The organism is Pseudomonas sp. DF5, from assembly GCF_058148225.1.
In genome coordinates, this window is record NZ_JBYVYM010000007.1 from 92,499 (window position 1) to 117,389 (window position 24,891).

23 protein-coding genes are annotated in these 24,891 nt (G+C 50.6%); 18 read left to right on the top strand and 5 right to left on the bottom strand.

The window, feature by feature from the left end; translation table 11 throughout:
- Positions 1-283: 283 nt before the first annotated feature.
- From AC30D7_RS08775 to AC30D7_RS08860, 18 genes are all read left to right on the top strand, one after another.
- Positions 284-778: a low molecular weight protein-tyrosine-phosphatase gene (locus tag AC30D7_RS08775; RefSeq protein WP_490133752.1), complete on the top strand. Its 495-nt coding sequence runs from the start codon at positions 284-286 to the stop codon at positions 776-778.
- A 45-nt stretch (positions 779-823) separates the two neighbouring features.
- Positions 824-3,049: a polysaccharide biosynthesis tyrosine autokinase gene (locus AC30D7_RS08780; RefSeq protein WP_490133753.1), complete on the top strand. Its 2,226-nt coding sequence runs from the start codon at positions 824-826 to the stop codon at positions 3,047-3,049.
- A 211-nt stretch (positions 3,050-3,260) separates the two neighbouring features.
- The gene (locus AC30D7_RS08785; protein ID WP_490133754.1) at positions 3,261-4,532 is read left to right on the top strand and encodes a DUF6369 family protein; all 1,272 of its coding nucleotides are present in this window, start codon (positions 3,261-3,263) and stop codon (positions 4,530-4,532) included.
- Positions 4,529-5,989 (top strand): oligosaccharide flippase family protein, encoded by a 1,461-nt coding sequence (locus tag AC30D7_RS08790; RefSeq protein ID WP_490133755.1) that lies wholly within the window; start codon positions 4,529-4,531, stop codon positions 5,987-5,989. The genes AC30D7_RS08785 and AC30D7_RS08790 overlap by 4 nt, the downstream gene beginning before the upstream one ends.
- Entirely contained in the window at positions 5,986-7,137 is a 1,152-nt protein-coding gene (locus tag AC30D7_RS08795) for a polysaccharide pyruvyl transferase family protein (RefSeq protein ID WP_490133756.1), read from the top strand. The genes AC30D7_RS08790 and AC30D7_RS08795 overlap by 4 nt, the downstream gene beginning before the upstream one ends.
- Positions 7,138-7,156: 19 nt before the next feature.
- On the top strand, positions 7,157-8,020 hold the full coding sequence (locus tag AC30D7_RS08800; protein ID WP_490133757.1) for a polysaccharide lyase: 864 nt from the start codon (positions 7,157-7,159) through the stop codon (positions 8,018-8,020).
- Positions 8,021-8,563, top strand: coding sequence for an acyltransferase (locus AC30D7_RS08805; protein ID WP_490133758.1), 543 nt, complete (start codon positions 8,021-8,023; stop codon positions 8,561-8,563). It begins immediately after the preceding gene.
- 40 nt (positions 8,564-8,603) lie between these two features.
- A complete protein-coding gene (locus AC30D7_RS08810; protein WP_490133759.1) occupies positions 8,604-9,578 on the top strand; it encodes a glycosyltransferase family protein in 975 nt (324 codons plus the stop codon).
- A 35-nt stretch (positions 9,579-9,613) separates the two neighbouring features.
- Positions 9,614-10,069, top strand: a complete 456-nt coding sequence (locus tag AC30D7_RS08815; protein ID WP_490133760.1) for a polysaccharide biosynthesis protein — start codon at positions 9,614-9,616, stop codon at positions 10,067-10,069.
- Positions 10,070-10,546: a glycosyltransferase gene (locus AC30D7_RS08820; protein WP_490133761.1), complete on the top strand. Its 477-nt coding sequence runs from the start codon at positions 10,070-10,072 to the stop codon at positions 10,544-10,546.
- A gap of 54 nt (positions 10,547-10,600) precedes the next feature.
- Positions 10,601-12,028: a mannose-1-phosphate guanylyltransferase/mannose-6-phosphate isomerase gene (locus tag AC30D7_RS08825; RefSeq protein ID WP_490133762.1), complete on the top strand. Its 1,428-nt coding sequence runs from the start codon at positions 10,601-10,603 to the stop codon at positions 12,026-12,028.
- Positions 12,029-12,040: 12 nt separating this feature from the next.
- The gene (locus AC30D7_RS08830) at positions 12,041-13,384 is read left to right on the top strand and encodes a UDP-glucose dehydrogenase family protein (RefSeq protein ID WP_490133763.1); all 1,344 of its coding nucleotides are present in this window, start codon (positions 12,041-12,043) and stop codon (positions 13,382-13,384) included.
- 414 nt (positions 13,385-13,798) lie between these two features.
- Entirely contained in the window at positions 13,799-14,077 is a 279-nt protein-coding gene (locus AC30D7_RS08835; RefSeq protein WP_490133764.1) for a hypothetical protein, read from the top strand.
- An 86-nt stretch (positions 14,078-14,163) separates the two neighbouring features.
- Positions 14,164-15,276: a polysaccharide biosynthesis/export family protein gene (locus tag AC30D7_RS08840; RefSeq protein WP_490133765.1), complete on the top strand. Its 1,113-nt coding sequence runs from the start codon at positions 14,164-14,166 to the stop codon at positions 15,274-15,276.
- A gap of 14 nt (positions 15,277-15,290) precedes the next feature.
- Positions 15,291-15,950: a YjbF family lipoprotein gene (locus AC30D7_RS08845; protein WP_490133766.1), complete on the top strand. Its 660-nt coding sequence runs from the start codon at positions 15,291-15,293 to the stop codon at positions 15,948-15,950.
- On the top strand, positions 15,947-16,714 hold the full coding sequence (locus AC30D7_RS08850) for a capsule biosynthesis GfcC family protein (protein ID WP_490133767.1): 768 nt from the start codon (positions 15,947-15,949) through the stop codon (positions 16,712-16,714). The genes AC30D7_RS08845 and AC30D7_RS08850 overlap by 4 nt, the downstream gene beginning before the upstream one ends.
- An 8-nt stretch (positions 16,715-16,722) precedes the next feature.
- Positions 16,723-18,813: a YjbH domain-containing protein gene (locus AC30D7_RS08855; RefSeq protein WP_490133768.1), complete on the top strand. Its 2,091-nt coding sequence runs from the start codon at positions 16,723-16,725 to the stop codon at positions 18,811-18,813.
- Positions 18,810-19,169 (top strand): VanZ family protein, encoded by a 360-nt coding sequence (locus tag AC30D7_RS08860; RefSeq protein ID WP_490133769.1) that lies wholly within the window; start codon positions 18,810-18,812, stop codon positions 19,167-19,169. Before AC30D7_RS08855 ends, AC30D7_RS08860 begins: the two co-directional genes overlap by 4 nt.
- 418 nt (positions 19,170-19,587) lie before the next feature.
- On the opposite strand, the gene AC30D7_RS08865 is transcribed toward AC30D7_RS08860, so the two are convergent.
- From AC30D7_RS08865 to AC30D7_RS08885, 5 genes are all read right to left on the bottom strand, one after another.
- Positions 19,588-20,982: an undecaprenyl-phosphate glucose phosphotransferase gene (locus AC30D7_RS08865; RefSeq protein ID WP_490133770.1), complete on the bottom strand. Its 1,395-nt coding sequence runs from the start codon at positions 20,980-20,982 to the stop codon at positions 19,588-19,590.
- Between the two features lie 490 nt (positions 20,983-21,472).
- Complete coding sequence (locus AC30D7_RS08870; protein WP_490133771.1) at positions 21,473-22,141, bottom strand: winged helix-turn-helix domain-containing protein; 669 nt, start codon at positions 22,139-22,141, stop codon at positions 21,473-21,475.
- Positions 22,142-22,179: 38 nt separating this feature from the next.
- A complete protein-coding gene (locus AC30D7_RS08875) occupies positions 22,180-22,929 on the bottom strand; it encodes an EAL domain-containing protein (RefSeq protein ID WP_490133848.1) in 750 nt (249 codons plus the stop codon).
- Between the two features lie 12 nt (positions 22,930-22,941).
- Entirely contained in the window at positions 22,942-23,673 is a 732-nt protein-coding gene (locus AC30D7_RS08880; RefSeq protein WP_490133772.1) for a winged helix-turn-helix domain-containing protein, read from the bottom strand.
- Positions 23,674-24,276: 603 nt separating this feature from the next.
- Complete coding sequence (locus tag AC30D7_RS08885) at positions 24,277-24,690, bottom strand: VOC family protein (RefSeq protein ID WP_490133773.1); 414 nt, start codon at positions 24,688-24,690, stop codon at positions 24,277-24,279.
- Positions 24,691-24,891: the final 201 nt, after the last annotated feature.

Here is a 24,891-nt window from a genome sequence, read left to right on the forward strand (position 1 = left end):
CTGGCAATGCATTAGCGGAACGGCTATACATTAGCCATTCGCTATTTCGGTGTAATTTAGATTGAACGATCACCGGAAAACGGTAACTGTTAGAAAATGTCTGGATAAATTCGCGGGTTGTTATTTTCAGATTTCGAAACGTGAAGTGTTATTTTTTGTCTGGAGAAAAAGTTGGGGGCTGTTCAAACGTCATGGTAATAAATACGCACTGATTGTTTGAAAGTTTCAGCTGCAGTTACCGGTCATTATAAGTGTCCGGGCTTATTCGTAGTTTAAAGCTCTTATGTTCGGCAAGTGCTATGTCACCGCCAATGTTGACAAGACGGGGAAGGTTATCTTGCTTAAAAGGGTTTTGATCGTCTGCGTCGGCAATATTTGCCGCAGCCCCACCGCGGAGCATTTGCTGCGCGGGGCGCTTGTTCATTCCGATATCCAGGTCAGCTCGGCTGGCCTGGCTGCCTTGACAGGCAAACCCATCGAGCCCACGGCACATGCTGTACTCAAGGAGCATGGTCATCTACCCCATGAGCACCAGGCCGTTCAACTGACGTCTCAAGCCGTCAGCGAGGCGGACCTGATTCTGGTGATGGAGCGGCGGCATGTCCACGGGGTGCTCGACATTGCCCCCGAGGCGCGAGGCAAAGTGCTGCTCCTGGGCAAGTGGCAGGACGATCGCGAAATCAGCGACCCCTACCGTCAAGGCAAACCTGCTTTTGTGCACGCTTATGCGTTGATCGAAGAAGCCGTACACGCATGGGCACAGCGTCTCGCACGCTGATGGCCACTCCTTTTTGAATTGTAATCAAGGCAAAGAATCCGACTTATGCAGCAAGCACCGGTAGTCAACGTGCGGGACGACGACAATGACGAGATTGATCTTCTCGGCCTGTTTGGAACACTCATCGACCATAAATGGCTGATTGCCGCGATTACGGGCGCCTTCATGGTGGCCGGGGCCGCGTATGCGGTGCTGGCGACACCGGTATACCAGGCGAATGCGTTGTTGCAGGTTGAAGCGAAGAAGAATGATTTGCTGGGTTTCTCCGATATCGGCAGCATGCTGGGCAAGGAGTCTCCTTCGGCGACCGAGATCGAGTTGATCCAGTCCCGCTCCGTGATTGGTAAAACTGTCGACAACTTGAAACTTGATATTGTCATACAGCCGAAGTACTTCCCGGTGGTCGGTGAGTTCCTGGCGCGTCGATTCCAGAATAAAAATCCCGGTGAAATAGCCGACCCCTTGTTGGGATTGAACAGTTTCGCCTGGGGAGGAGAGTCGCTGAAGATATTCAAGCTGGATCTCCCTGACTCGCAACTGGGCAAGAAATTGACCCTGACCGCGGGTGAAAATGGTCATTTCACGTTGGTGGATGAAGATGACAATCTCTTGGCGTCTAGCCGGGCCGGAGAGCTTTTCGAGCAAAATGGCGTAACGTTTCAAATAGAGGAAATGCACGCCAATCCTGGAACCCGCTTCCGCATTATCCGTAACTCCCGCCTGACCAGTATCCTCGACTATCAAGAGTCCCTGGATGTGGCCGAGCGTGGAAAAGAGTCGGGCATGATCGGTCTGGCACTGGAAAGCACAGACCCGGACCAGGCAATTAAAATACTCAATGAAATTGCCGCTATATATGTTCGGCAAAACGTGGAGCGTACTTCAGCAGAGGCTGCGCAGAGCCTGGCGTTTCTCAAAGAGCAACTTCCTGAGGTCAAGAAGGACCTGGAAAAAGCCGGAAATGCGTTGAATGAATACCAGACGCGCAGCAAGTCCGTGGACATCACGCTCGAAACCAAAGCCATACTCGATCAGATAGTCGGGCTCGATACCAGCATTTCCGAATTGAAGCTGCAGCAAGCCGAGATGGACCGCAAGTTCACCCGCCAACATCCTGCCTATCGCGCATTGCTGACCCAGATCGGGGAGTTGAGCAGTAAGCAGAAAAGTCTGGCGTCCAAAGTGGAGAGCCTTCCCTCAACCCAACAAGAACTGCTGAGCCTTACCCGGGATGTAGAGGTCGGTACGGCCATTTACACCCAGCTGCTGAACAAATCTCAGGAACTGGATGTGATGCGCGCGGGTACTGTCGGTAACGTACGCCTGATCGACACTGCGGACGTCAATTACCTCAAACCGGTCAAGCCGAAAAAAATCCTGATTGTATTGATCGCCACAATGCTTGGCGGCTTCCTGGCGGTGGCGCTGGTGTTGCTGCGCAAGGCGCTGAACCGGGGGCTCGAAAGTCCGGAAGCTATCGAGCAACTTGGGTTGTCGGTTTACGCATCGATTCCCTACAGCATTCTGCAGAAAGCCGAAGAAGATAAAGCCTCCCGCGGACGAGGACGTTCCGGTGGTACTTCATTGCTGGCCGTCAGTCATCCCACCGATCTGGCCGTCGAGGCGTTGCGCAGTTTGCGTACCAGTCTGCACTTCGCCATGCATGAAGCCGACAATAACCGCCTGATGATTTCCGGGCCCAGCCCTCAGGTGGGTAAAACATTTGTGTCGGTCAACCTTGCGGTGGTGATAGCGCAAACCGGGCTGCGGGTATTGCTGATCGATGTCGACATGCGCAAAGGTTATTTGCACAAAGTGTTAGGTGTTTCCTCAGACAATGGGCTCTCCGATATTCTGGCCCGGCGCTGTGATGTGGCCACCGCTGTCCATAAGACTGAAGTTGAAAACTTCGACTTTATCAGTCGAGGTCAGATCCCACCCAATCCTTCCGAGTTACTGATGCACGCCAATTTCAGCGCGCTATTGGAGCAGGCGAGCGAGCTCTACGATCTGGTGATTCTCGATACGCCGCCACTACTGGCGGTGACAGATGCGGCGATCGTCGGACGCCTGTCCGGAACCAATCTGATCGTGACGCGCTATGGCCTGAACCCGGCGAAAGAAATCGAGTTGACGGTCCGTCGATTCTCCCAGAATGGCGTGGTCATTAAAGGTGCCATTTTCAATGGCGTGGAGAAAAAGGCCTCCAATAAGTATGGCTACAGTGATTATGGTTACTACCACTATGCCTATGCCTCCGACAAAAACTGATGGGTATTGATCAGGTCGCATCATAAGTTCAGATGTTCGATAGCGCTGTTGTCGTGCTTGAGTTTTTATCGTTATTGCTGCACCGGATCATTAGCCAATGGGCATGATCAAACCGATATTTCATGGAAACACTACGTCCTGAGGAAGATGACGAAAAATCCTGGGGCGGTAGCGTGTCAAATGACAACATCAGCATAAAGAATATCAAACTATGTTTTACCTATTGTCTCTTATGGCTTTGTCGGCGGGTTTGCTTGCAGTAAAAAACCCAAAATACTCGATTGTATTTTTTGGTGTAATGCTGTCTGTAGTTCCTACCGGAAATTCCTACAGCGAAATAATATCCTTAAAAGGCATCTATTTTTTCGACTTCTATATAGCGGGCGGGTTGGGGGCGCTGTTGATAAGGCAGGTCGTGACACAAAAAACTCAATTGACAACGCCTGCCGGCCTTCTTTTTGGATGTGGGCTTTATGTGGTGTTGCTCGCCTGTGGCTTAATAGGATCCCCGAGTAAATACCTATTAAAAGACACCCGGCCATTTATAATGATCCTGTCATTTATTGTGCTCACGAATATTGCCACGCTGGCAGCGAAAACGTTGACACTACAAACAATACTGAAACTATTGATTGCGATGACCGCGTTCAATATATTGGACATCGCTTGGCTGCGATTGGGGTTGTACAGCTTTCAGGACGTCTACTATGAAGAAAATGCCTACAGGTACCTTGACGGCGGTACATACGCAGCGGTTGCATATCTAATCTATTATTTTATAGATCCTCGGTTGTTTGAAGATAAGAAAAAACTGGCGAGGATCTGTTTGGTGACCTCGTTTCTCTGCCTGTTCATCGCCAATTCGAGATTCATCTTCGTTTCTGTTTTTGCAGCCATCATCATTCACCAATATACAAAACCTGCCCGAATGATGGGCGTCATACTGTTAGGTTCGGTAGTGCTATTGGCCTTTATTGAAGTCAGTAACATGATCGGTGCTGATCGAATCAATGATGCTTTGTCATCTGAAGGCTTGGCAGTTCAGCTAACCACTCGTTTCAGCCCTGCGCTGGACTTGATAAGAAATATGAACCCCATGCACTACTTTGTCGGGCTAGGGGCCGGAACCCCTTTCGAAATTCCCTGGTTTGAATACCGTGGTCTCGATGACAAAAACTCGAATATCGACAGTGCCTATTTAACGTACTTTGTCAAATACGGGATCATCGGTTTTTACTTACTATTCGTATTCACGACGTCCATGACTCATCACTTGAAAACCCGGGTAGCGGTATCAATAGCCACCTTTCTGGCGCTGATGTTCATCGTGTCGGCCACACCTTATCAGCCGTACGCTATCGGAATCGCTTATAGCGCAATCATTTTACGCGTCTTTTCGGAACACACTGCCAGGCAACGTAAAAAGGTAATGACACTTCATCAACCGCTGATAACTCCACCTTTACAGGTTGAAGCCAGATGAACAATATGCTGTTGAGAAAATTTGTGTCCCGCACTGCGTGGAGTTTCATATCAGCAGTGGCTACGAAAGTCTCGGTTGTCATTACGGGCATACTGGTCGCCAGAGTACTGGGTGCACAATCATTTGGAGAATATGGCCTGATACAAAGCGCCATTGTCATGCTCGCCAATGTGGCCGCGCAAGCCACAACGACGGCGACGGCTAAACATATTGGTCAATTTAAAGAGACCTCCCCGGAAAAAACGGGCAGGGGTATCGCTTTAACGCTGATTTTTTCCTTATCCTTTAGTTTAATGATCATTGGCGTCGCCCTGTTTTTTCCGCTTTTCTTCTCCACCATCATTCTTGGCTCCGACAATCTGAAATATGTGTCGCTGATTGTATTGAGCACCATCACCTTCATCATTTTGTCTGGATGGACCCAAGGGTGTTTAACCGGCTGGGGGCAATATCGGTCTATTGCGACGATCAATGGAATTATCGCCATCGTCGGGATTCCGGCAACTTACTTCCTGACGACAAAATTCAGACTCAATGGTGCGCTGCTGGGGTTGGCGTGCTCTCAACTGTTAATCGTGTTCTTTAGCGCGCTTGCATGCTGGAAAACATTGAAGGCAAAGAATACGGCGCTCAGCTTCAAAGGTGCAATGACTGAAAAGCATACTGTTCTTTCGGTCGGACTCCCGGTCTTGCTGACAGGGCTGATGGTCGCTCCAATGAATTGGTTCGCGAATAAATTGCTGGCGGAAACAAGTAACGGGTTCGCCGCGTTAGGCATGTATGCAGCCGCCATGCAATGGAATGCAATATTCTCACATGTCTCCGTGGTATTAGGCTCCGTACTTGTCCCGATGCTGGCTGCAACGCTAGGAGGTAAAAGCCGGAAATTAGACGCCTTGAATTTTTTGTCCGGCTGGCTAATCGTATTGATCATTATACAGCCAGTCATCATGTTCCCCGAACTGCTGGCAAAACTCTATGGCAATAGCTTTCTCGGTCGGGATTTTGAAATAACGTTGATTCTGGTCATTCTGGGCTCGCTGCTAAGTGCATTTAAATCCGGCGTTTCAAGAAAAATGATCGTGATGGATTTAGCGTGGTACAGCGTCATGAGTAATATTTTATGGGGCGTATTGTTCATATCCGGGGCCCTGCTCCTGAGGGAGGAAGGCGCCGTCGGAATTGCCAAAGCATTCATTGGCTCGCAATTGATACACTTCCTGCTAGGCTTACCGTATTTCATATACAAAAAAATATTGCCCTTGGAGTTGCTTGTCACCCCGAGAATATTGATTTTGTGGACATTGCCTTTTGTCAGTTTCATCTCAAGTGCTTACGTTGAAAGTGTCCTGTACCGATTGATGATAGTGGTCGTGATTTTCATCTACATTCTAGCGACGACATTGACCTTGAATACTATGTTTAATGAACCCGTAGAGATTGGAAGCCCAGCATGAATTCCAGTAAAGTTTATATCCGTGGTGCTTACGGCCCAGGCAATCTAGGTGATGACATATTGATGCTGTGTGTCATCAATATTCTGAAAAAAAGATACAAAGAGTCGGACATTGCCGTGGGGGTGGATCATCCAGCTGTCGCCAAAAATTTTAACCCGCGCATAAAATGGTTGCATATCAAGGAGCCCGTCAAAGCAGACTTGGTGGTTTTAGGCGGGGGCGGTCAGTTTTTCTCGTTCATTCCTCCCGCCAGGAAGGCGTCCTCAATTCAACTTAAAGTGTCAAAACTCTACAAAAGCATAAAAGCCCAAACGGATTTGAAATCCACTCTTTTACGTTTGTATGTAGGGATGCGCGGCGGGGTAGACAAAATATTCTTCCATCGTCGTCTTGCTGCATTCTGTATCGGTTTAGGCCCGTTTGATGGTGGCGGCAAGCCGCTGAATCGCGCAGTCAATGTCATTAATCGTTGTGACTATATTTCTGTCAGGGATGGTACAAGCCAAAAGCATTGCAATGCTTTTGGGAAATCGGATGTCGACGTGTACACCGATCCGACCTTGCTTTCTGACCTATGGATCTCTAATACCGATCTGAAGATAAACAGCGTAAATAAGAATAAATACCTGTCATTTATCCTGCGGGATTGGCCGCATGATGCGAATGGGCAAAAATTCATCGAGGCTATGGTTCAGGCCGCTCATGAACTGTCCAAGCGTGGAGAGCATGTACGTCTGGTGTCACTGTATAAAGAGCGCGACCAGCATCTTATCGATAAGCACCACACGTTTGAGTGGTTGTGCTGGGATGCCGCCGTGGATACGCCAGAGACGTTCATGGCGAAATTGATAGTTGAATCCGACGTCATTATCAGCGCCAGGGCGCATGGCGTACTTTTGCCTGCTTCCTTAGGCTATCCAACCATCGCAGTTGAAATCGAAAACAAGCTAAAAAAAGTACATGAGATGCTCCCTCGCGGCACCAAACTGGTCAGCGCCCCTGACCATAACCTGATCATGGCAACCATTGGCGAGTTCAGACAAACCAGAGAGCACATGGCAGAGCACCTCAAACAAGAGATTTCGCAGAGGTCATCCATCGCGCAAAATGCTGTTGATGATTTTCTGGCATGGGTCGATAAGAAATAAAATCAGAGGGGCAACTGACGTGAAAAAAAAAGCCGCGACGTTAATCACTTTGGCCTTCTCTCTGCATGTGGCTACGAGCAGTGCATCCGATATAAATGACCGCTGTGAACAAAATGTTGAAAACATCTATCCAACACTTCCAGATGTTTCACAGGTGTTCAACAGCCGTCATCGAAACAGTCGCGCACAGGACAATATAAAAGGCAGCGCTAATTTAACAAACAAAACCTACAGTCATGAAATAAAAGACATTACGGTGCATTATCCCGCCGGGTCGTACGATCCAGGCTCGATGGTCCGGTTGGGATTGCCCTATGGGGGGATTGAGTTCAAATCTGGCCTCAAGCAGCCGGGAAGGGAATGCCTGATTCTTACGTATGAATTGAAATTCGATAAGAATTTTAATTTTGTAAAAGGTGGAAAACTTCCAGGGCTCTACGGCGGCACAGGCAATACAGGTGGGAAAATACCTAATGGCCATGATGGTTTTTCCACTCGCTACATATGGAAAGAAAACGGTGTCGGCGCAATCTATGCTTATTTACCCACCAGTAAAACATGGGGGACAGCGATCGGCCTGGGTTCCTGGACGTTTAGTGTCGGCCAGTGGCATACATTAGAACAACTCGTAAAGTTGAATACGCCGGGTCGCGCCGACGGTGTGATTTCTATTTGGTACGATAAAAAACTGGTGCACTCCGAAACCGGGTTGACGTTCAGAGACACTAAGAGCCTGACGATCGATGGATTGCTATTTTCTACGTTCTTCGGTGGAAACAATGCATCCTTCGCCACACCTGCCAGTACCAATATACAGTTCAGAAATTTCGTAATGAGTTCACATCGCATCGCTAATACATCAGGGCAGAGTGCAGGAAACTAGATGAAGAACGTGAAGCTCAATATCAAGAAGGTCGCCGTGGCCTTGTTTAATACGGCACTTAACCTGGTTTTCTTTTTCAGTTTGAGACGCTCACTGCTAAGGGCAGCGGGATGCCGTATTGGCGTTAAAACCACTGTTCATAGGAAAGTCGTTTTTTTTTCATTCGGTAAGTTCTCAGTAGGAAAAAACTGCACCATAAATTACAACTGTTATATGGATAATAGAGCTGGAATTCGCATCGGCGACAATGTCAATATTTCTCATGGCACGAAGATTTATACACTGGGGCACGATATCGACGACCCCATGAGTCACACGGTCGGGAAGCCGGTTGTCATTGAAGATAACGTCTGGATCTTTCCCAGTGTGATGATTATGCCGGGCGTCAAAGTAGGAAAAGGTGCAGTCATTTATCCTGGTAGCGTCGTCACACGTAATATTGAAGAGTATTCGATTGTGGGAGGGAATCCGGCTAAACATATTCGCTTCAGAAATAAACGCATTCAGTACAGTGCGGACTTTCCTATTTGGTTTGCATTGTAGTGCCCAGTTTTTCTTTACTATTCTTACGCAGGATTCAGAAGTGAAATCATTAATGATCGCATGGGTCGGCTATCAACGACGCGCCGACACAATGAAAAAATATTGGGCGTATGACATTCTGCATCTACCTAATAAATTCAAAAAAAAATATGCACGTCCATTGGATTATTTGATTAAGGCTTTTAAAACCATTAAATCACTTTTTGTCGGTGCGCCGGAAGTTCTTTGGGTCCAGTTGCCACCGAGCCCTGTGTTGCATATAGCACTGGTCTACAAATTTTTTATTAATAGGCGCCTCAAGATTATCGCTGATGTGCATAATAGTTTGTTACGCAAGCAATGGATAACCTTTCCGGGCACAGTGTCCTTGCTCAATAAGATCGATGCCGTTGTGGTTCATAACTTCAAAGTCAAAGAGGAGTTGTCCCGCTCAGGCGTTAATGTGGAAAACATTTTCATCCTGGAGGATTTGCCGTGTGATTTTAATACTCCTCCTGCCAGTGATCATCAGACACCCTACGTGCTTTTTCCCTGTTCTTTCGATGTCGACGAGCCGATAGAAATCGTTATCAAGGCAGCCAGAGAAATGCCGAATGTAGACTTTTATATCACTGGGAGGTACGGAGGAAAGTTGTCCGGAGCTCTCATCGCGTCAATGCCAGACAATATAAAGCTTACGGGTTTTCTGAGTAAATTGACTTTCGAACAACTGCTGTGCAACGCAAACGTCGTTCTCGGCCTGACAACGCGCGACAATGTCCAGTTGAGTGTGGCAAACGAAGCGGTTAGCGCCGGCAGGCCGATGGCACTTTCGAACACACCAGTGCTGCGATCATTGTTTTCGGACGCCGCTGTGTTTGTTGATACGTTAGACCCCCTGTCAATAAAGTTTGGGCTTTCTCAACTCCTCGAAAATGAAGAGTTGTATAAAGAAAAGTCAGCGTTGTTGAAAGCCAAGCGAATAACACGTTGGGAGGGGCAGGCGGAGTTATTGAAAGCAGCTGTTGTTATCTAATGATGTCTATTAATCCTGACAGAAAGGGATCCGTCATGAATCAATCGTATGATGTTTTACTGATTTGTTCTGGAGGTGGGCACTGGGTACAAATGAGCAAACTGCTTCCAGCGTTTGATGGCCAAAAAGTCAACATTGCCACTGTTGATACAAGCGTTCACTCACAGTACCCACTTCACCATTTTGTTAAAGTCCCCGATTTTAATAGAAGTGAGCCCTTCAAGATAATTAAGGGGTTCTGTAATATTTTCAATATCGTTTACCAAAGCAAAGCGAAATATGTCATCTCTACGGGGGCTGCACCGGGTCTGCTGGGTTTGATCACAGCAAAGATCATGGGAAAAAAAACGCTCTGGATTGATAGTATCGCGAACCCTAAAAAAATTTCTCTGTCCGGCAGAATCGCTTCCTACTTTGTAGATGAATTACTCACGCAGTGGCCCACTCTTTCGGAAAACGGCAGGGCTCAGTATAAAGGGAGGGTTGTATAAATGATATTCTGCAGCGTTGGCACTCAAGCACCCTTTGAGAGAATGCTCAGTTATTTAAGTGAATGGAGTCATGCAAATCCTGATGTCCCTATTGTTGCCCAGGTCGGCAATGATGAAAGGGATTTGGGTCGCATTAACGCATTCAAGACAATAGCCGAACCTTTATTCTCCGAAAATTTCAACGCCTCAACAGTCGTCGTCTCTCATGCCGGCATGGGTAATATCATTCGTTCGCTTGAATTGGGAAAGCCAATAGTTGTGGTTCCCCGGGATAGCGGTCGCGGTGAGCACATTAATAACCATCAGTACGACACTGTCGAGAATTTTTCGGGGTTTCCCTCTGTTTTCATTGCCCATGATAAAGACCAGTTTTTTTCAGCTATCGATTCGGCACTCAATTACAGCAACACTGAAATCCCTTTGGATTTCACAGAAAGAGATCGTTTGATCAGTTATATAAAGTCTTTCACGTCTTGAGACTTCGCTGTTTGTCGGCACTCTCTTATTACTTTTAATTATTGAGTAATCGCTATGATTCCAGTTATTTTGTCCGGTGGCTCAGGCACACGTCTGTGGCCGCTTTCAAGAGCACTCAAGCCCAAGCAATTTATGTCGATACACGGTGATTTGAGTTTGTTTCAAACTACGTTGGATAGAATAAAAAATCTATCCGCAGAAGGGGATAGCTTAAGTTCTCCGATAATAGTTTGTAACGAAGAGCATCGCTTTATCGTGGCTGAGCAAAGCAGGTCACTGGATATAAAACCACAAAAAATCCTATTGGAACCCTCTGCGCGAAATACCGCGCCCGCCATAGCGGCTGCGACACTGGCAGCCTTGGAGGGCGGAGATGATCCTGTCTTGTTGGTTTTGGCTGCAGACCATGTAATAGCCGACGTTGATGCTTTTAAGGCTTCCTTGGCGTTGGCTAAGTTGGAAGTCAATAAAGGTAGAATTGTTACTTTCGGGGTTGTACCCACTAAACCAGAGACCGGTTACGGCTATATTCGTACTCAAATGGGTACTGCCGACGGTACTGCGCACGTCGATGCTTTTATAGAAAAGCCCGATCTGGAAACAGCGCAAAGCTACCTTGCGCAAGGAAACTATTTCTGGAACAGCGGAATGTTTATGTTCCGGGCTTCCGTCATGAAGTCCGAACTGGAGCGCTTGAGTCCTGACATCATTGTTGCAGCAGAACTTTCTCTTGCTAACGCAACGCATGATCAGGACTTCACAAGGCTCAGTCAGGTGGACTTCGTGAATGCACCCAACGTGTCCATTGATTATGCGGTCATGGAAAAAACCGACATCGCTTCAGTCGTTACCCTTCACTCCAGTTGGAGCGATCTTGGTGCATGGGATTCGGTATGGGAGGCGGGAGCGAAGGATGAAAATGAAAACTGCACACAAGGGGATGTGTTGCTGCATGGCGTGACCAACAGTTATGTGCACTCCAGTCATCGTCTAGTCACTGTTCTAGGTATCAGTGATGTCGTTGTCGTCGAGACGTCGGACGCGATATTGGTGACGACCAAGGACCGTTCTCAAGACGTCAAGAAAATAGTGTCTGAGCTCACCAAAAACAATCGAGTCGAGGGTGCTAGTCATCGTGAAGTCTATCGGCCCTGGGGGAAATATGACTCAGTGGACCAAGGTCATAGATACCAAGTGAAACGAATCACCGTCAAACCGGGGCATAAACTTTCCGTTCAGCTTCACCATCATCGGGCAGAACACTGGATCGTGGTCTCAGGAACCGCAAATGTGCAAATCGCTGACAAACAGGTGTTGTTGACCGAAAATCAATCTACTTTCATACCCATCGGGGTTGTGCACTCCCTTGAAAACCCGGGGAGAATTCCTCTTGAATTGATAGAAGTTCAATCAGGTTCCTACCTGGGTGAAGATGACATCGTTCGCTTTGAAGATCGCTATGGTCGCCTCGAGCTCGTTTAAAGGATTATTAAAATGAATGTTACGGTTTTTGGAATAGGTTATGTGGGTCTCGTGCAGGCGGCTGTACTTGCTGACGCAGGTCATGACGTATGTTGCGTAGACGTTGACGCTATTAAAGTCGAAAATCTGAAGAATGGAATTATTCCTATCTACGAGCCTGGGTTAAGTGCCCTTGTAGAAAAATGCCATGAGGCAGGACGTTTACATTTCACAACGGATGCAGCACAAGGCGTGCGTCATGGGGAAATCCAATTTATTGCGGTGGGTACGCCTCCAGACGACGATGGCAGTGCTGACTTGAAATACGTGCTGTCCGTGGCCGCGACCATCGCACTCAATATGACCGAGGCTAAAATTATTGTTAACAAGTCTACTGTGCCTGTTGGGACAGCAGATAAAGTAAGAACGAAAATTTCCGAAGTGTTGAAATCTCGGGATCTAGAGGTGGAGTTTCACGTTATCTCCAATCCCGAGTTCCTGAAGGAAGGTTCTGCGGTAGCCGACTGTACTCGTCCCGATAGAATCATCATAGGCAGTGACAGCAGTTACGCTGTGGACCGTATGAGGCAGCTCTATGAGCCTTTCAACAGAAATCATGAAAAAATTATCACAATGGACATCAGAAGTGCCGAACTGACGAAATATGCTGCCAACTGCCTATTGGCAACAAAAATTTCATTCATGAATGAAATGGCCAATTTCGCCGAACGATTAGGCGCCGACATTGAGGCCGTTCGTAAAGGCATTGGCTCTGATCCAAGGATTGGCTACGATTTTATCTACCCCGGCTGCGGCTACGGCGGCTCCTGTTTCCCGAAAGATGTACAAGCCCTGGAACGTACCGCGTCCTCGATCGGCTATAAAGCAACGCTGTTGTCTGCCGTAGAGGAAGTCAACAAGCGACAAAAGGAACATCTCTTCGAGCATATTCAACATCACTTCGATGGGCATCTGGAGGGAAAAACATTCGCGATTTGGGGCTTGGCTTTCAAGCCCAATACAGACGATATGCGAGAAGCATCCAGTCGCGTCCTGATTGAACAGTTGCGTAGCGTTGGCGCCAGAGTACAAGCCTTCGACCCCGAAGCGATGGCTGAAACACAACGAATTTACGGGATGAATGAAGACTTGCTTTTAATGGGGACCAAAGAAGCCGCGCTTCAGGGTGCTGATGCCTTGATCATTGTTACGGAATGGCGCGAATTCAAAGCTCCCGACATGGATCTTATAAAGGAAAAATTGAGCGCTCCTGTCATATTTGACGGTCGTAACATATTTGATCCTCACCGCATGAAAGCCAATGGATTCGACTACTATGGTATCGGTCGCGGTCTATCGGTAAGGCCTGTCATTTAATTTTGCCCTGATCACAAACACCATAAAGGCGCTTCCCTACTTGTCCGTGTGCTGACGCGGACAAGTCCGGTAGTCAGAAACTTGGATAATGCTGACCATTAATAACAGTGCTTCAGCGCGCCGGGAGATTTTTGTACAAAAATCTGCAGTGAAAAATAGTAAAGCTTCGGTTAATTTCGTAGAAAATCAGCAGAAATCGCGTCCCGGTCCCTCGTTAGCGAGCAGTCTATGTCAGCCTTTCGAGGAGTGTTGGCCACTGGTTTACGTTACCAACGAGTGAGATGATTCCCAGGAGGCGACGTGCGTGATCTGACAAGATCTTTGTGAAGTGATCATTGCCTCTTCATCTCCGTTCCATTCCTGCTCCCTTATTATGAAGTTATATAAGGGTTTAATATCGAGAAGGAGTCTGATATGAAGAAACTACTTACCGCCAGCTTGCTGGCTGTCATGAGCACCGCAGCATTGGCAGCGGATGAACCGGCGGTCGAACCGGCGGCTGAAACGGCTAGCGAGCCACTGTCCCTGAGCACTCCGCTGGTTGGGGGAGTGACGGTTGCCGATACCATGTTGGTCGGTGCAGCTATTATTGGCGCTGCAGCAGCTGCTTCAAATTCTGGTGGCAATTCCAATGGCGGTACCTCTGGAACAGGTGGCACAACCGGTACAGGTGGTACGACCGGTACCAACTAAATCCCGCGAAGTATGTTGTTCAAGATCACTCAGAACTTTCTGGGTGATCTTGTTTTAGATTTGCCCTCGACTAGCGTAGTGCCATTATGATCCGTAGATTATCTGTTGTTATGCTGGCAAGTATCAGCTTGCACGGCTGTATGTTTTCGCCTGGTCAACACATGGACACCAGTCAAATGGTCAGTGACGGCTCTGCGGAAAGTAGCCGGGTGGAACTTATTCCCATCACACCTAAATTGATTGCCATGGATGCCGCCACGCAAGTTCGCGAATCCGTTCCCCCGGCGCTGTTGTCCTATGTTCCAGGCGGTTATCGCGTAGGGGCCAACGACCTGTTGTTCATTACGGTCTGGGACCACCCCGAGTTGACGGCACCTTCGGGACCGCAACAGCAACTCGATGCCAACGGTCGTCTGGTGCGTCCGGACGGTACTTTGTTTTATCCCTACATCGGTAATGTTCCGGCCGCCGGTAAAACCATCGAAGAGTTGCGGGCCTTTATTGCCGAGCGGTTGTCGCAATTTGTCGAAAGCCCTCAGGTTGACGTCAGCGTATTGCGCTTCGCCAGTCAGACGGTGGTGATTTCCGGTGCGGTGCTCAAAGCCGGGCAGCAACCGATCACCACCAACCCGCTGAGCGTGGTGGAAGCCATTGGCGCGGCGGGTGTGGACCCCACGAACGCAGACCTGTCAGGCCTGACGCTGACCCGGGACGGGCGCGAATACAAGCTCGATCTGGACACCCTCAATCGCCAGGACTCTCAGCTGCAAGGCATCTACCTCAAGGGCGGCGACCGGTTGTACTTGCCCTACAACGACCAAAAGCGGATTTACGTCATGGGTGAGGTCAACCAGCCTCGTGCGTTGAGCTTCAAGAGCAAGTCGATCAACCTGACCGATGCGCTGGGCACTGTGGGGGGCTTGAACCAGACCACCTCCAACGGCAATGCGGTGTACGTAATTCGCGGCGCGGACCACCTGGAAACCGAACCGGCCAAGGTGTTCCAGCTCGATGCCGAATCCCCGTCGGCCCTGGTACTGGCTACCCGTTTTGACTTGCAGCCGCAAGACATCGTCTATGTCGGCCCGGCCGGTGTGACGCGCTGGAACCGTCTGATCAGTCAGCTTCTGCCTACGGCCTCCATCCTGGGGACCGGTGCCCGCTCACTTAACGATCTCAGCGAAGCCAACAGCAGATAAGGCTCAATCCCGCCGTGAAAAAATTGCCTACCAGCGCCACTCTGACGATGGCGCTCTTGCTGTGCGGGTGTAATCCGTTGATGCAGGCTTCCATGGACACTCTCGAAGCGTCTGTCGCGGGGCCTGCCTCCATCAACGTGACCCGGGCTCAAGTCGACGCCGTGCCATACCCGCAGATCCTGGTCACCACCACCTCCAGTGAGGGGGTGATGGCCATGGCTCGTCGACGGGGCGACCTGCAGTTCTGGGTCGCTTCCGGCAAGCAAGTGCTGATGATGCGCGATGGTCTTGTGGTGCGCACTGTCGGGCTGGGCGTTTCCCTGGATGGCACTCGCTTCAATGAAGAGTCGCCCTTCAAGCGCGGCCTTCAGCATTTGCCCGACGGTTATACCAGCACACGCTGGATCGACATTTACGCCGGCAACCGGATCGGTATCGCGGTCAACAGCCGTTTCAGCCCCCACGGTATCGAGACCATCAGCATTCTGGACAAGGATTACGCCTTGCTGCGCATCGACGAGCAGGTGGATGCACCCACCCTGAATTTCCGCGCCACCAACCGCTATTGGGTCGACCCCAAGGACGGTTTCATCCTGCGCAGCGAGCAACACCTGACGCCGCGGCTGTTTCTGAAAATCGTGCAACTGCGCCCCGACAGGGGAGCTGCCCGGTGAAGTGTTCAAACCTTTTCTTGCTTGGCCTGCTGTTGATCGGCCCGGGTGTGGGGCAGGCGGCCGTCACGGTCAGCGGTGACGTGCGCAGCCCAGGCCAATTCGATATCAAACCCGGTGCACGCTTGCTCGATGTCATTCACAAATCCCAACCCAATGCCGAAAGTTACTGGCTGGGCGCAGCGTGGCTGCACCGTTCATTGGTGGATAAGCAGGCGCGTTTGAAAGCGGGTGTCTTGTTCGATCTGAAGTTGCTGCAGCGGGGTGCCTTGCTCGATGGCAAAAACACACGAGCAGAGTTGAGTGCGCGTCTGTATGAACAGGTCGAAAAACTGCCAGTCACCGGACGCCAGGTCGCGGTGCTCGACCCGATCGCCGTGGAAACAGGGTTCGCCCGCAACGCGCTGCTGGATGATGGCGATCATCTGATTTACCCCCCGCGGCCGTCCACCGTGGAAGTTCTGGGGGCGGTCGCGCAACCCTGTCAGGTGCCTTACCGCGCTCTTCAGGAGGTGCGGGCCTATGCCCGTGACTGCGCCATTGTTGGCGACGCTGAAGGCGATTATCTGTGGCTGATCCAGCCCGACGGCCAGGTCCGGCGCGTGGGCGTGGCGGCGTGGAATCGTGAGGATGGCGTCGTGGCGGCGCCCGGCAGCAGGATTCTGGTGCCGATCAGGAGCGACGATCTCGAGACGCCGACCCCTGAGCTCAATCAACAACTGGCCGAGTTTCTTGCCACTCAACCGCTGGCTGAGGTGGCCCCTTGAAGTGCCCGTTGAAGTTACATTTTGCTGCTGTATTGCTCCTGCCCTGCGGATTGGTTCATGGTGAACCGCGCTACACCCAGAGTGATTTTGGTGGCGTCGGTCTGTTACAGACCCCCACCGCGCGCATGGCCCCGGCGGGGGAGTTGAGCGTCACGGCCAGTCGTACCGACCCTTATTCGCGCTACAGTTTTTCCTTGCAGCCACTTGATTGGCTGGAGGGCTCGTTTCGTTACACCGCAATCTCCAACCGCAGGTACGGCACCGAAGAATTGAGCGGTGATCAGAGCTTCAAAGACAAGGCTATCGACGTCAAGGCGCGGCTTTGGGAAGAAAGTCACTGGGCACCGCAGGTCGCCATCGGTGCGCGGGACATCGGTGGTACCGGGCTGTTTTCCAGCGAGTATTTCGTCGCCAACAAACGTTATGGCGACCTCGATTTCAGCCTGGGCGTTGCCTGGGGCTATCTGGGTAATCGAGGGGATTTCAGTAACCCGCTTTCGGTTTTCGGCAGCCAGTTCAACGACCGCCCGCAGAGCTCCGCAGTTGTTGCCAGGGCAGGGGACGTGAATACCAATGCTTACTTCAGGGGGCGCCCTTCGTTATTTGGCGGGATTGCCTATCAAACGCCGTGGGATCCGCTGAGCCTGAAGATCGAGTACGAGGGCAACGACTACAAGAACGAGCCACTGAACAACCCGCTCAAGCAAGACCTGCCGATCAACGTCGGCGTGGTCTACAAACTTGCCGATAGCGTCGACTTGAGCGCCGGCTGGGAACGCGGCAATACGGCAATGTTCGGGATCACCCTGCACACCAACTTTGTCAGCCGCAAGGCACCGGTCAAGACCTATGACCCTCCCGCCGAGCGGCTGCCGGCGCAGGCACCCTCGACCCCGCCCGATCAAGTGAACTGGGCCGATGTCTCCAACCGGCTGCAGCAAAATGCCGGGTACAAGGTCAAGCGAATCACTCAACGCGGTTCGGAGTTGATGGTATATGGCGAGCAGTCCCGCTATTTTTATCCGTCCAAAGCCGTCGGGCGGGCCAGCCGGATTCTCGATAACAGCGTCAATCAGGACATCGACTGGTTCACCCTGGTCAATCAGCGTTATGACATGTCTATCGAAGAAACCAGCGTGCCGCGAGAAACCTTCCGTGCGGTGGTGAATAACGACCAGCCGCTGAAGGATCTGCACCGTACGACCGAGGTCAATCCGGCGACTGCACACCGGGAAACCACGCTCTACACCCAGGCGCTGGAGCCATTCACCTATGGCTTGGGCCTGGGCTACAAACAGAACATCGGCGGCCCCGACGGACTGCTCTATCAGTTCACCGCCGATGCCGACGCGGAGTACCGTTTCACCCGCAATACCTGGTGGAGCGGCCTGCTCAGTGCCAACCTGCTGAACAACTACGACAAGTTCACCTACGATGCACCGAGCGGTTTGCCGCGAGTGCGCACCGATTTGCGTCAATACCTGACCACCTCCGATGTGATGATGCCGACATTCCAGTTCAACCATGCGGCGCAGCTGGATCGGGACTGGTATGGCATGGTCTATGGCGGCTATCTGGAATCCATGTATGCCGGGGTCGGCAGCGAAGTGCTGTATCGACCGAACGGGAAACGCTGGTCGGTGGGTGCCGATCTGAATTTCGTGCGTCAACGGGATTTTGACCAGGGCTTCGGCCTGCGCGATTACCAGACCATAACGGGTCATGTCACCAGCTATACTGAATTGCCCAATGACATGCTTGCAGCGGTCAGCGTCGGGCGTTATCTGGCACGGGACTGGGGCACTACCATCGACTTGTCGCGGGAGTTCAAGAACGGCGTGAAGTTTGGCGCCTGGGTGACTCTGACCACTGCGTCGAAGGCGGAATATGGCGAGGGCAGCTTCGACAAGGGGATCTATGTTTCCATCCCGTTCGACGAGTTGATGAGTACCTCGACCATGCGCCGTGCCAATATCGTCTGGGCGCCACTGACCCGTGATGGCGGTGCACGCCTGAACCGTTCCTACTCGTTGCAGACCATGACCGACGGGCGCAACAGCGACCTGTTCTACAACAACTTCGAGAAAATCACCGAATGATCACACGGCTCAAAGGCTTGGTCGAGTTGCCATTCTGGCTCCGGAGCCTGGCCTTTGCCGCTGTGACGGTGATCCTGTTGTACGCAGGTTTGCGCCCTCAGCCGATCCCTGAGCTGTTCGTCGAAGAGGACAAGCTGCATCACTGGATCGGCTTTCTGGTATTTGCATGCAGTTGCCGTTTGGCTTTCCCCAATGTGAAGTTTACCTGGACAGCCTTGGGGTGTTTGCTCGCAGGCGTACTCATTGAGCTCGCGCAAGGTATGATGCCGCTGCGTACGGCCTCGCCCTACGACATGCTGGCAAATAGTATCGGCGTGTTAATGGGGTTATTGATTTCAAGGTACTGGGTACGTTGAAAAGGCGTTAGGCACCTTGCAGTTTGTCGGCATGTTGTAACCGTTGACCCTCGCTATATCCCCCCCCCTCCAGCAACACCTCTCTTGCCACTCCATCCGGCATATGTTCCGTAATGCAATCTGTAGCAGCTGCCGAGCCTGCGAGGCTGCGTTCGGCTGCGCAGCAGTCGTCAAACCAGAACTTGCGGTGCATCAGGCAAACCACGTCAGCCGGATTCACGACTGCTGCGCAGCCGAACGCAGCCTCGCAGGCTCGACAGCTGCTACGGGCGAACGCAGCCGTTGGCAGCTGCTACAAAACAGAGGGCGAATGGGGTGAGGCGGGGGAGAGAGGCTCGGGCAGTCAGAGATCTGACTGCCCGGATTGTGGCGTTGTTAGCCACAAGCTGAAGAAAAGGCGGGGGGTGAATCGCAGCGGTTAATAAATGTCCTTGGAAAAGAGCGTGAAGGGAGTCTTGATCAGGATCTTGATGTCGAGCCACAACGACCAGTTGTTGATGTAGTTGAGGTCGATCTCCACGCGCTTTTGCATTTTGTCCAGTGTCTCGGTTTCGCCACGGCAGCCACTGATCTGGGCCAGCCCGGTGATGCCCGGTTTGATTCGATGACGGGCCATGTAAGCCTGGATCTTGCCGGTGTAGTAGTCGTTATGGGCAATCGCATGTGGCCGCGGGCCGACCAGTGCCATATGGCCTTGCAGCACGTTGAAGAACTGCGGCAGTTCATCGATGGAGGTGCGTCGAATGAAACGGCCGACCGGAGTAATGCGCGGATCTTCACGGCCGGCCTGACGGACCTGGTGGTCGTCGTGCAGGCGCATGGAGCGGAATTTCCATACCTTGATGATCTTGCCGTTCCAGCCGTGCCGTTCCTGTTTGAAGATGATCGGGCCGGGGGAGGAGATCTTCACCGCGACGGCGATCACCAGCAGCAGTGGACTGAAGCCGATCAGCGCGAGGGCGGCGAGGCCTCTGTCTAACAAGGTCTTGCTCAGCGCCGCCGTCGGATAACTGGTCAGCGGGCTTTCGTTGAGGTGAATGGCAGGCAGGCCATCCAGTTCGCTGACGGAGTGATTGAGCAACGTCATGCTGCCCAGGTCGGGGACCCAGACCACATCCACATTCGAATCGAGGAGGTCGATGTACAGCGCCTCGACCTGTTTGGCTTCGCTCAAGGGTAGCGCGATGTACAACCGCCGGACATCGTGCACCCGGATCAGCTCGCGCAGCTCCTGCAACTGGCCCACGATCCGGTGGGTATTGACGTTGGTCGACAGCTCGTTGGGTTTAGAGCTGATCAGGCCCACCAGCGGCGGAAACTCGGTTTTGGCCAGCTTGTCCGCCAGATTCACTGCCAGTTGGTCGGTGCCAATGATCAGGGTGTTGTATTGGCTGTGCAGTTGCCGATGGTAGTGCCTGGAAAAACTGTGCAAAGGCAGGTACAGCAGAGCCTGCACGCAATAACCGGCCACCGCCCAGACCAGGATGATTTCCCGGGAGAACAATTCGCTGGTCTTGCTGAGAAAGCCGATGCTGGTCAGGCCGGCCAGTGTCAGCAGCCACCCCAGCAGCAGTCGACCCAGTCCGGAGAGGTAACCATGTTGCTTGTGATAGACCAGCAGCAGGGAGTAAGAAGGGACCGAGCCCAGGAAAGTCAGCACTGCAAGTACGCGATAATGAGCTTCGATTTCTCCTGTCTGGTACAGCGCCAGAGCAAATAACAACGCATTGACTGAAGTGATGGCAATTATCCATTGCCCCCAGAAGGTCAGTCCTTTGGATATGCTGTTTCGATTAATACGATTATGTACCATCGCGGTGTCCCTCGGGCGTGCGCCACGTTGTGTATCAGTCGACGGTTAATAAATGGCAGCCACGCGCAAAGGCTGAGCGAGCGCAGTTCGGTCAGAAATTGTTTTTATTATTGGAAGGGAATAACGCGGGCTATGGCTGGCCATCCGAATGTTGTTTTCTAGTCAGCTGATACGGTTGTCTCAGTGTCCGGTTTTTATACTAGTACCTTAATCTTTGTGGGTGTCAGACGAATTATAACGGACGCCATTTCCAGGGCTCTTGTTATAAAAGGTCGTGCTCTTTTATTAGGAGGGCATCGCTAAATCGTCTATATAATTGCAGCATTCCGATAAGCGTTTGCCCGCCATGGAAGGAAACCCGGCAGGAACTATGGATAGAAGGACGTGTGAAGGACAGGCGGCGGGAAGTACAAGGTGAGGGGGGCAGGCAGTCAGCGGTATCGAGTGGTGTGAGAAGTCGCATTTATTGTTATTGTTTTTGCGATCTCACTCAGTATGCGATTCTTATCCTTTGTGCCAGGCAATAACCACGGTTTCTGACCGAACGGATCAGGCGCTCCCCGTTGGCGGCGGTTTTGAATTTTTTCTGTAACCGGCTCAAGCACATTTCAAGGCCGCTGTAATTCTCCGGGTCTTTATCGATGCGTAGAATAAGATCATTCTTGCTGAGTACCCGTCGATCACTGATGATCAGTTGGGTGAGCATTAACGATTCGGTGCCAGTCAATGGGATGGTTATATCTTCCTTGATTAATGTTCTGTCGTCGGCATTAAACCACCAGATGTCGGGATTACCCCGTGACTCTTTAACCCGGCTGACTGCTGAGATGAACTCTGCGTCTGCCACCGGTTTCTTGAGAAAGCCATCAACCCCGAAGTGCGAGAAGTGATGGAGTTCTGAATGTTCCGAGTTGGGAGTTATGAGTATGATTTCCGCATCTTTTTGATTCTTGCGGATAAAGCTGACATCGCTCAGCGAGATATCGGCCTGGTCGAGCAGGATGTGCGTGAATCGACTCTTGCGGATGCGTTCGCTGCTGAGTTTTGCAGATTCGATTTCAAAAGATAAATACAGGCGTTGTGCGAGAAGCGATTCTATGGCTTGTCGTGCCAGTTGATCTCGGGTGAAAATTAGAAAGCTGTTGTTAGGTGTATTCACAATAAGGCTCCTTCCTAGTTTGGTGAAATTTTTAAAGCTTAAATAACCTCAGTCGGAGAGTAGTATCTCCCCTGGAAAAAATCGAAAGGCATGCTACGGGCTAGTGTGTGCAGTGCTTTGTGCTCGACCCGGTCCGCGATGAACTTGACCTTGCTGTCATGGATCATGCCGCTCAGGCAGTCGTAAGACCTGTTGAAGAAGTCCTGACTGTTATCGACCATGATGTCGAAATTGGATCGGGTCAAGTCCACTTTTATGTAGTCGAACAGCTTCGGGCTGACTAGTTTTTCCGCGCTGTCATCGCTTAAGTCATAGCCGTCGAAAGCGATCTCGATCCCGTTGTCCTTCAATAAATGAATGTGATTGATAATGGTTCTTTTTTCTTTGAGGTTGAAAGAAAGAGCCGAACTGCCGTTAATGCTGGGGATTAACTGTTGCCCATGATTCTTGAGTGTCGTTTGAGCGTCGTTCAGTTCCTTGATGAACGCTTTATCCAACAACGCGGATTGGTTCATGGTCACGAACAGTTTATTGGGTGTCTGTACGGGGGGGATGGCCTCGATCTGTGAAAGGGCATTTAATTGGATCCGCATCAGTACTTCACGATAAACCGCCAACGGGTGATCGGGATGCAATGGCTGATACCCCTTGTTCAGGGGTGTCTGCTGTTTGGTTGCCTTGGCATAAATCTCACTGCCGAACAGTTCATCGTTTCGTTTAAGAATCGATTGCCTGAAGAAAACCAATTCAAAGTTATCTTGCACTGTATATTGCCTGCCGGGCTCCATCATGTAGTCCCTTTAAGAGTGAAAATTTGTTTGTTTTACTGATACAACGCCTCGAAGCAATCGATAGCCATAACCGCGAACGCTGTGAATAATGTTAATACCAAAATGCTTTTTGATTTTATTTCGCAGTCGGCTAATGGACTTTTCAAGAACGCGTGAATCATAAAGCTTTATATTCAAACCCATGGATTCGGCCATGGAGTCATGGTGCAGGATATTGCCTTCTGCGTTAATAAGCGCATCCAAAGCTTTCATTTCCTGATAGGCCAGATCCAGTTTGAACTCATTGTTGTATAAGTGCAGGCATGTCTGGTCCAGGGTCAACTTGATGGCGGGCTGCCATTCAGGTGTTTCGAGCAGTTCCGAAATTAACCTGGCTTTTTCATCTTGGTCGTTCGGTACATTGATACAGTGATCGGCGCCGGCCAGGTAACATTCAATTTTGGTTTGCGGAGCGCGAAAATTGATTGCAACGATAATGGCCAGTTCCGATGGAGTTGTCCGTAACTTTTTAATGAGTGCCAGGCAGTCATCAAGGATGGAAGGACTTTCAATGTCGATCAATACCGCGTCGTGCGGATGCACTCCGTTATCAAGGTTTGGCAGGTTTGGGTAATCTAATGTATAAACATGTGTGAGATTGGGTACAAATAACTGCCGAAGTTTCTCTGTCGAGCGCCAAGTGTGCCCAATAGCGAGAATACCCTTCTGGCTATTTTCGATTTTGCTCTCAGTACTCATCATGCAAATTACTCATATGTGCTGGCGTTGCAATCTTAATACACAAAATACTGAAGTTATCTGACTTTTTATAACATTTCAGCCTTGTGAACAGACCTCATTCCATCGTCAATAGTTTCAGCTGATTCAATGGCATAGCCAACTGTGGAGGCTTTAGCCAATTTGATTTTCTGATACCCGGCTTAGTTGGTGAGCCGCTTGGCGCCGGACTAGGCCGGCTGGGTTGACTTTTCTATGACCAACACTGAAGCGTGGCTGATCCGCGGATCAGGCTACAGAACGAGGCATCACTGAGAAGTCTTGCGTATAAATTGTGCGAAAGTCCGCATTTTTGATATCTGGATTTGATTTATAAGGATATTCCACGGTGTTCTATGGCAGTTTGGGTGCGCGCTCGAAAGGCGCCAGTTCAACTGTCGCCTCTTTTTAGGGCAAATGAGAGTGGGTATATTAATTGACTCATTTTGCATTATATTCGTAATATTTTGTATCAAAATTTGATTTTGTGAACGAGGTAGTTATTTCGTCTGGTTATTGAATAAAAAAAGCCAAAGTTGATATTAAAGAGCCATTAGACTTATGGACTAACCGGGGGGGCAGACCCGCTCATTGATCCTTTTCGCAATTAATCATCCATGACACGCCAAACCGATCGACCAGCATCCCGAAACGGGCGGCCCAGAATGTTGTCTCTAGTGGCATTTGAATATTGCCGTCTTCCGCCAGTGCTGCGAACACTCGCTCCGCCTCAGCCACACTGTCGACATTCAACGAAACCGAACATCCGCTCATACCTGCGCTGGGGCGATCAGGTGTGGTATCCGACCCCATGATTGCCTGGTCGCCTACCAGCAGGCGAGTATGAATGATCAGGCTGTGGCAGTCTGTCGACACCTGCTCGCGAGCCGGGGTTTCGCCGAAGGTCATCATGACTTCGATCTGGCCTGGCAGGCTTTTGGCGTAGAAGTTGAAGGCGTCCTGGCAGTTGCCGTTAAAGATCAGGTAAGGGTTGATTTTCATGTTCTGCTCCCGTTCATTGAGTGGGGCACATCGGTTGGACGATCAGGTTCGTCTTGCAATCCAGATGGGCATTGACTCCTCATAGCAAAGCGCTAAAACGTGGTGAGCGGCAGTGCTTTTTTAGATGTTTTTCCTATGGACGAGGCGAGGCTTATCGCCTCATATCCACGTAAGTGGGCGTTGCTCATTCCGCATACCGTA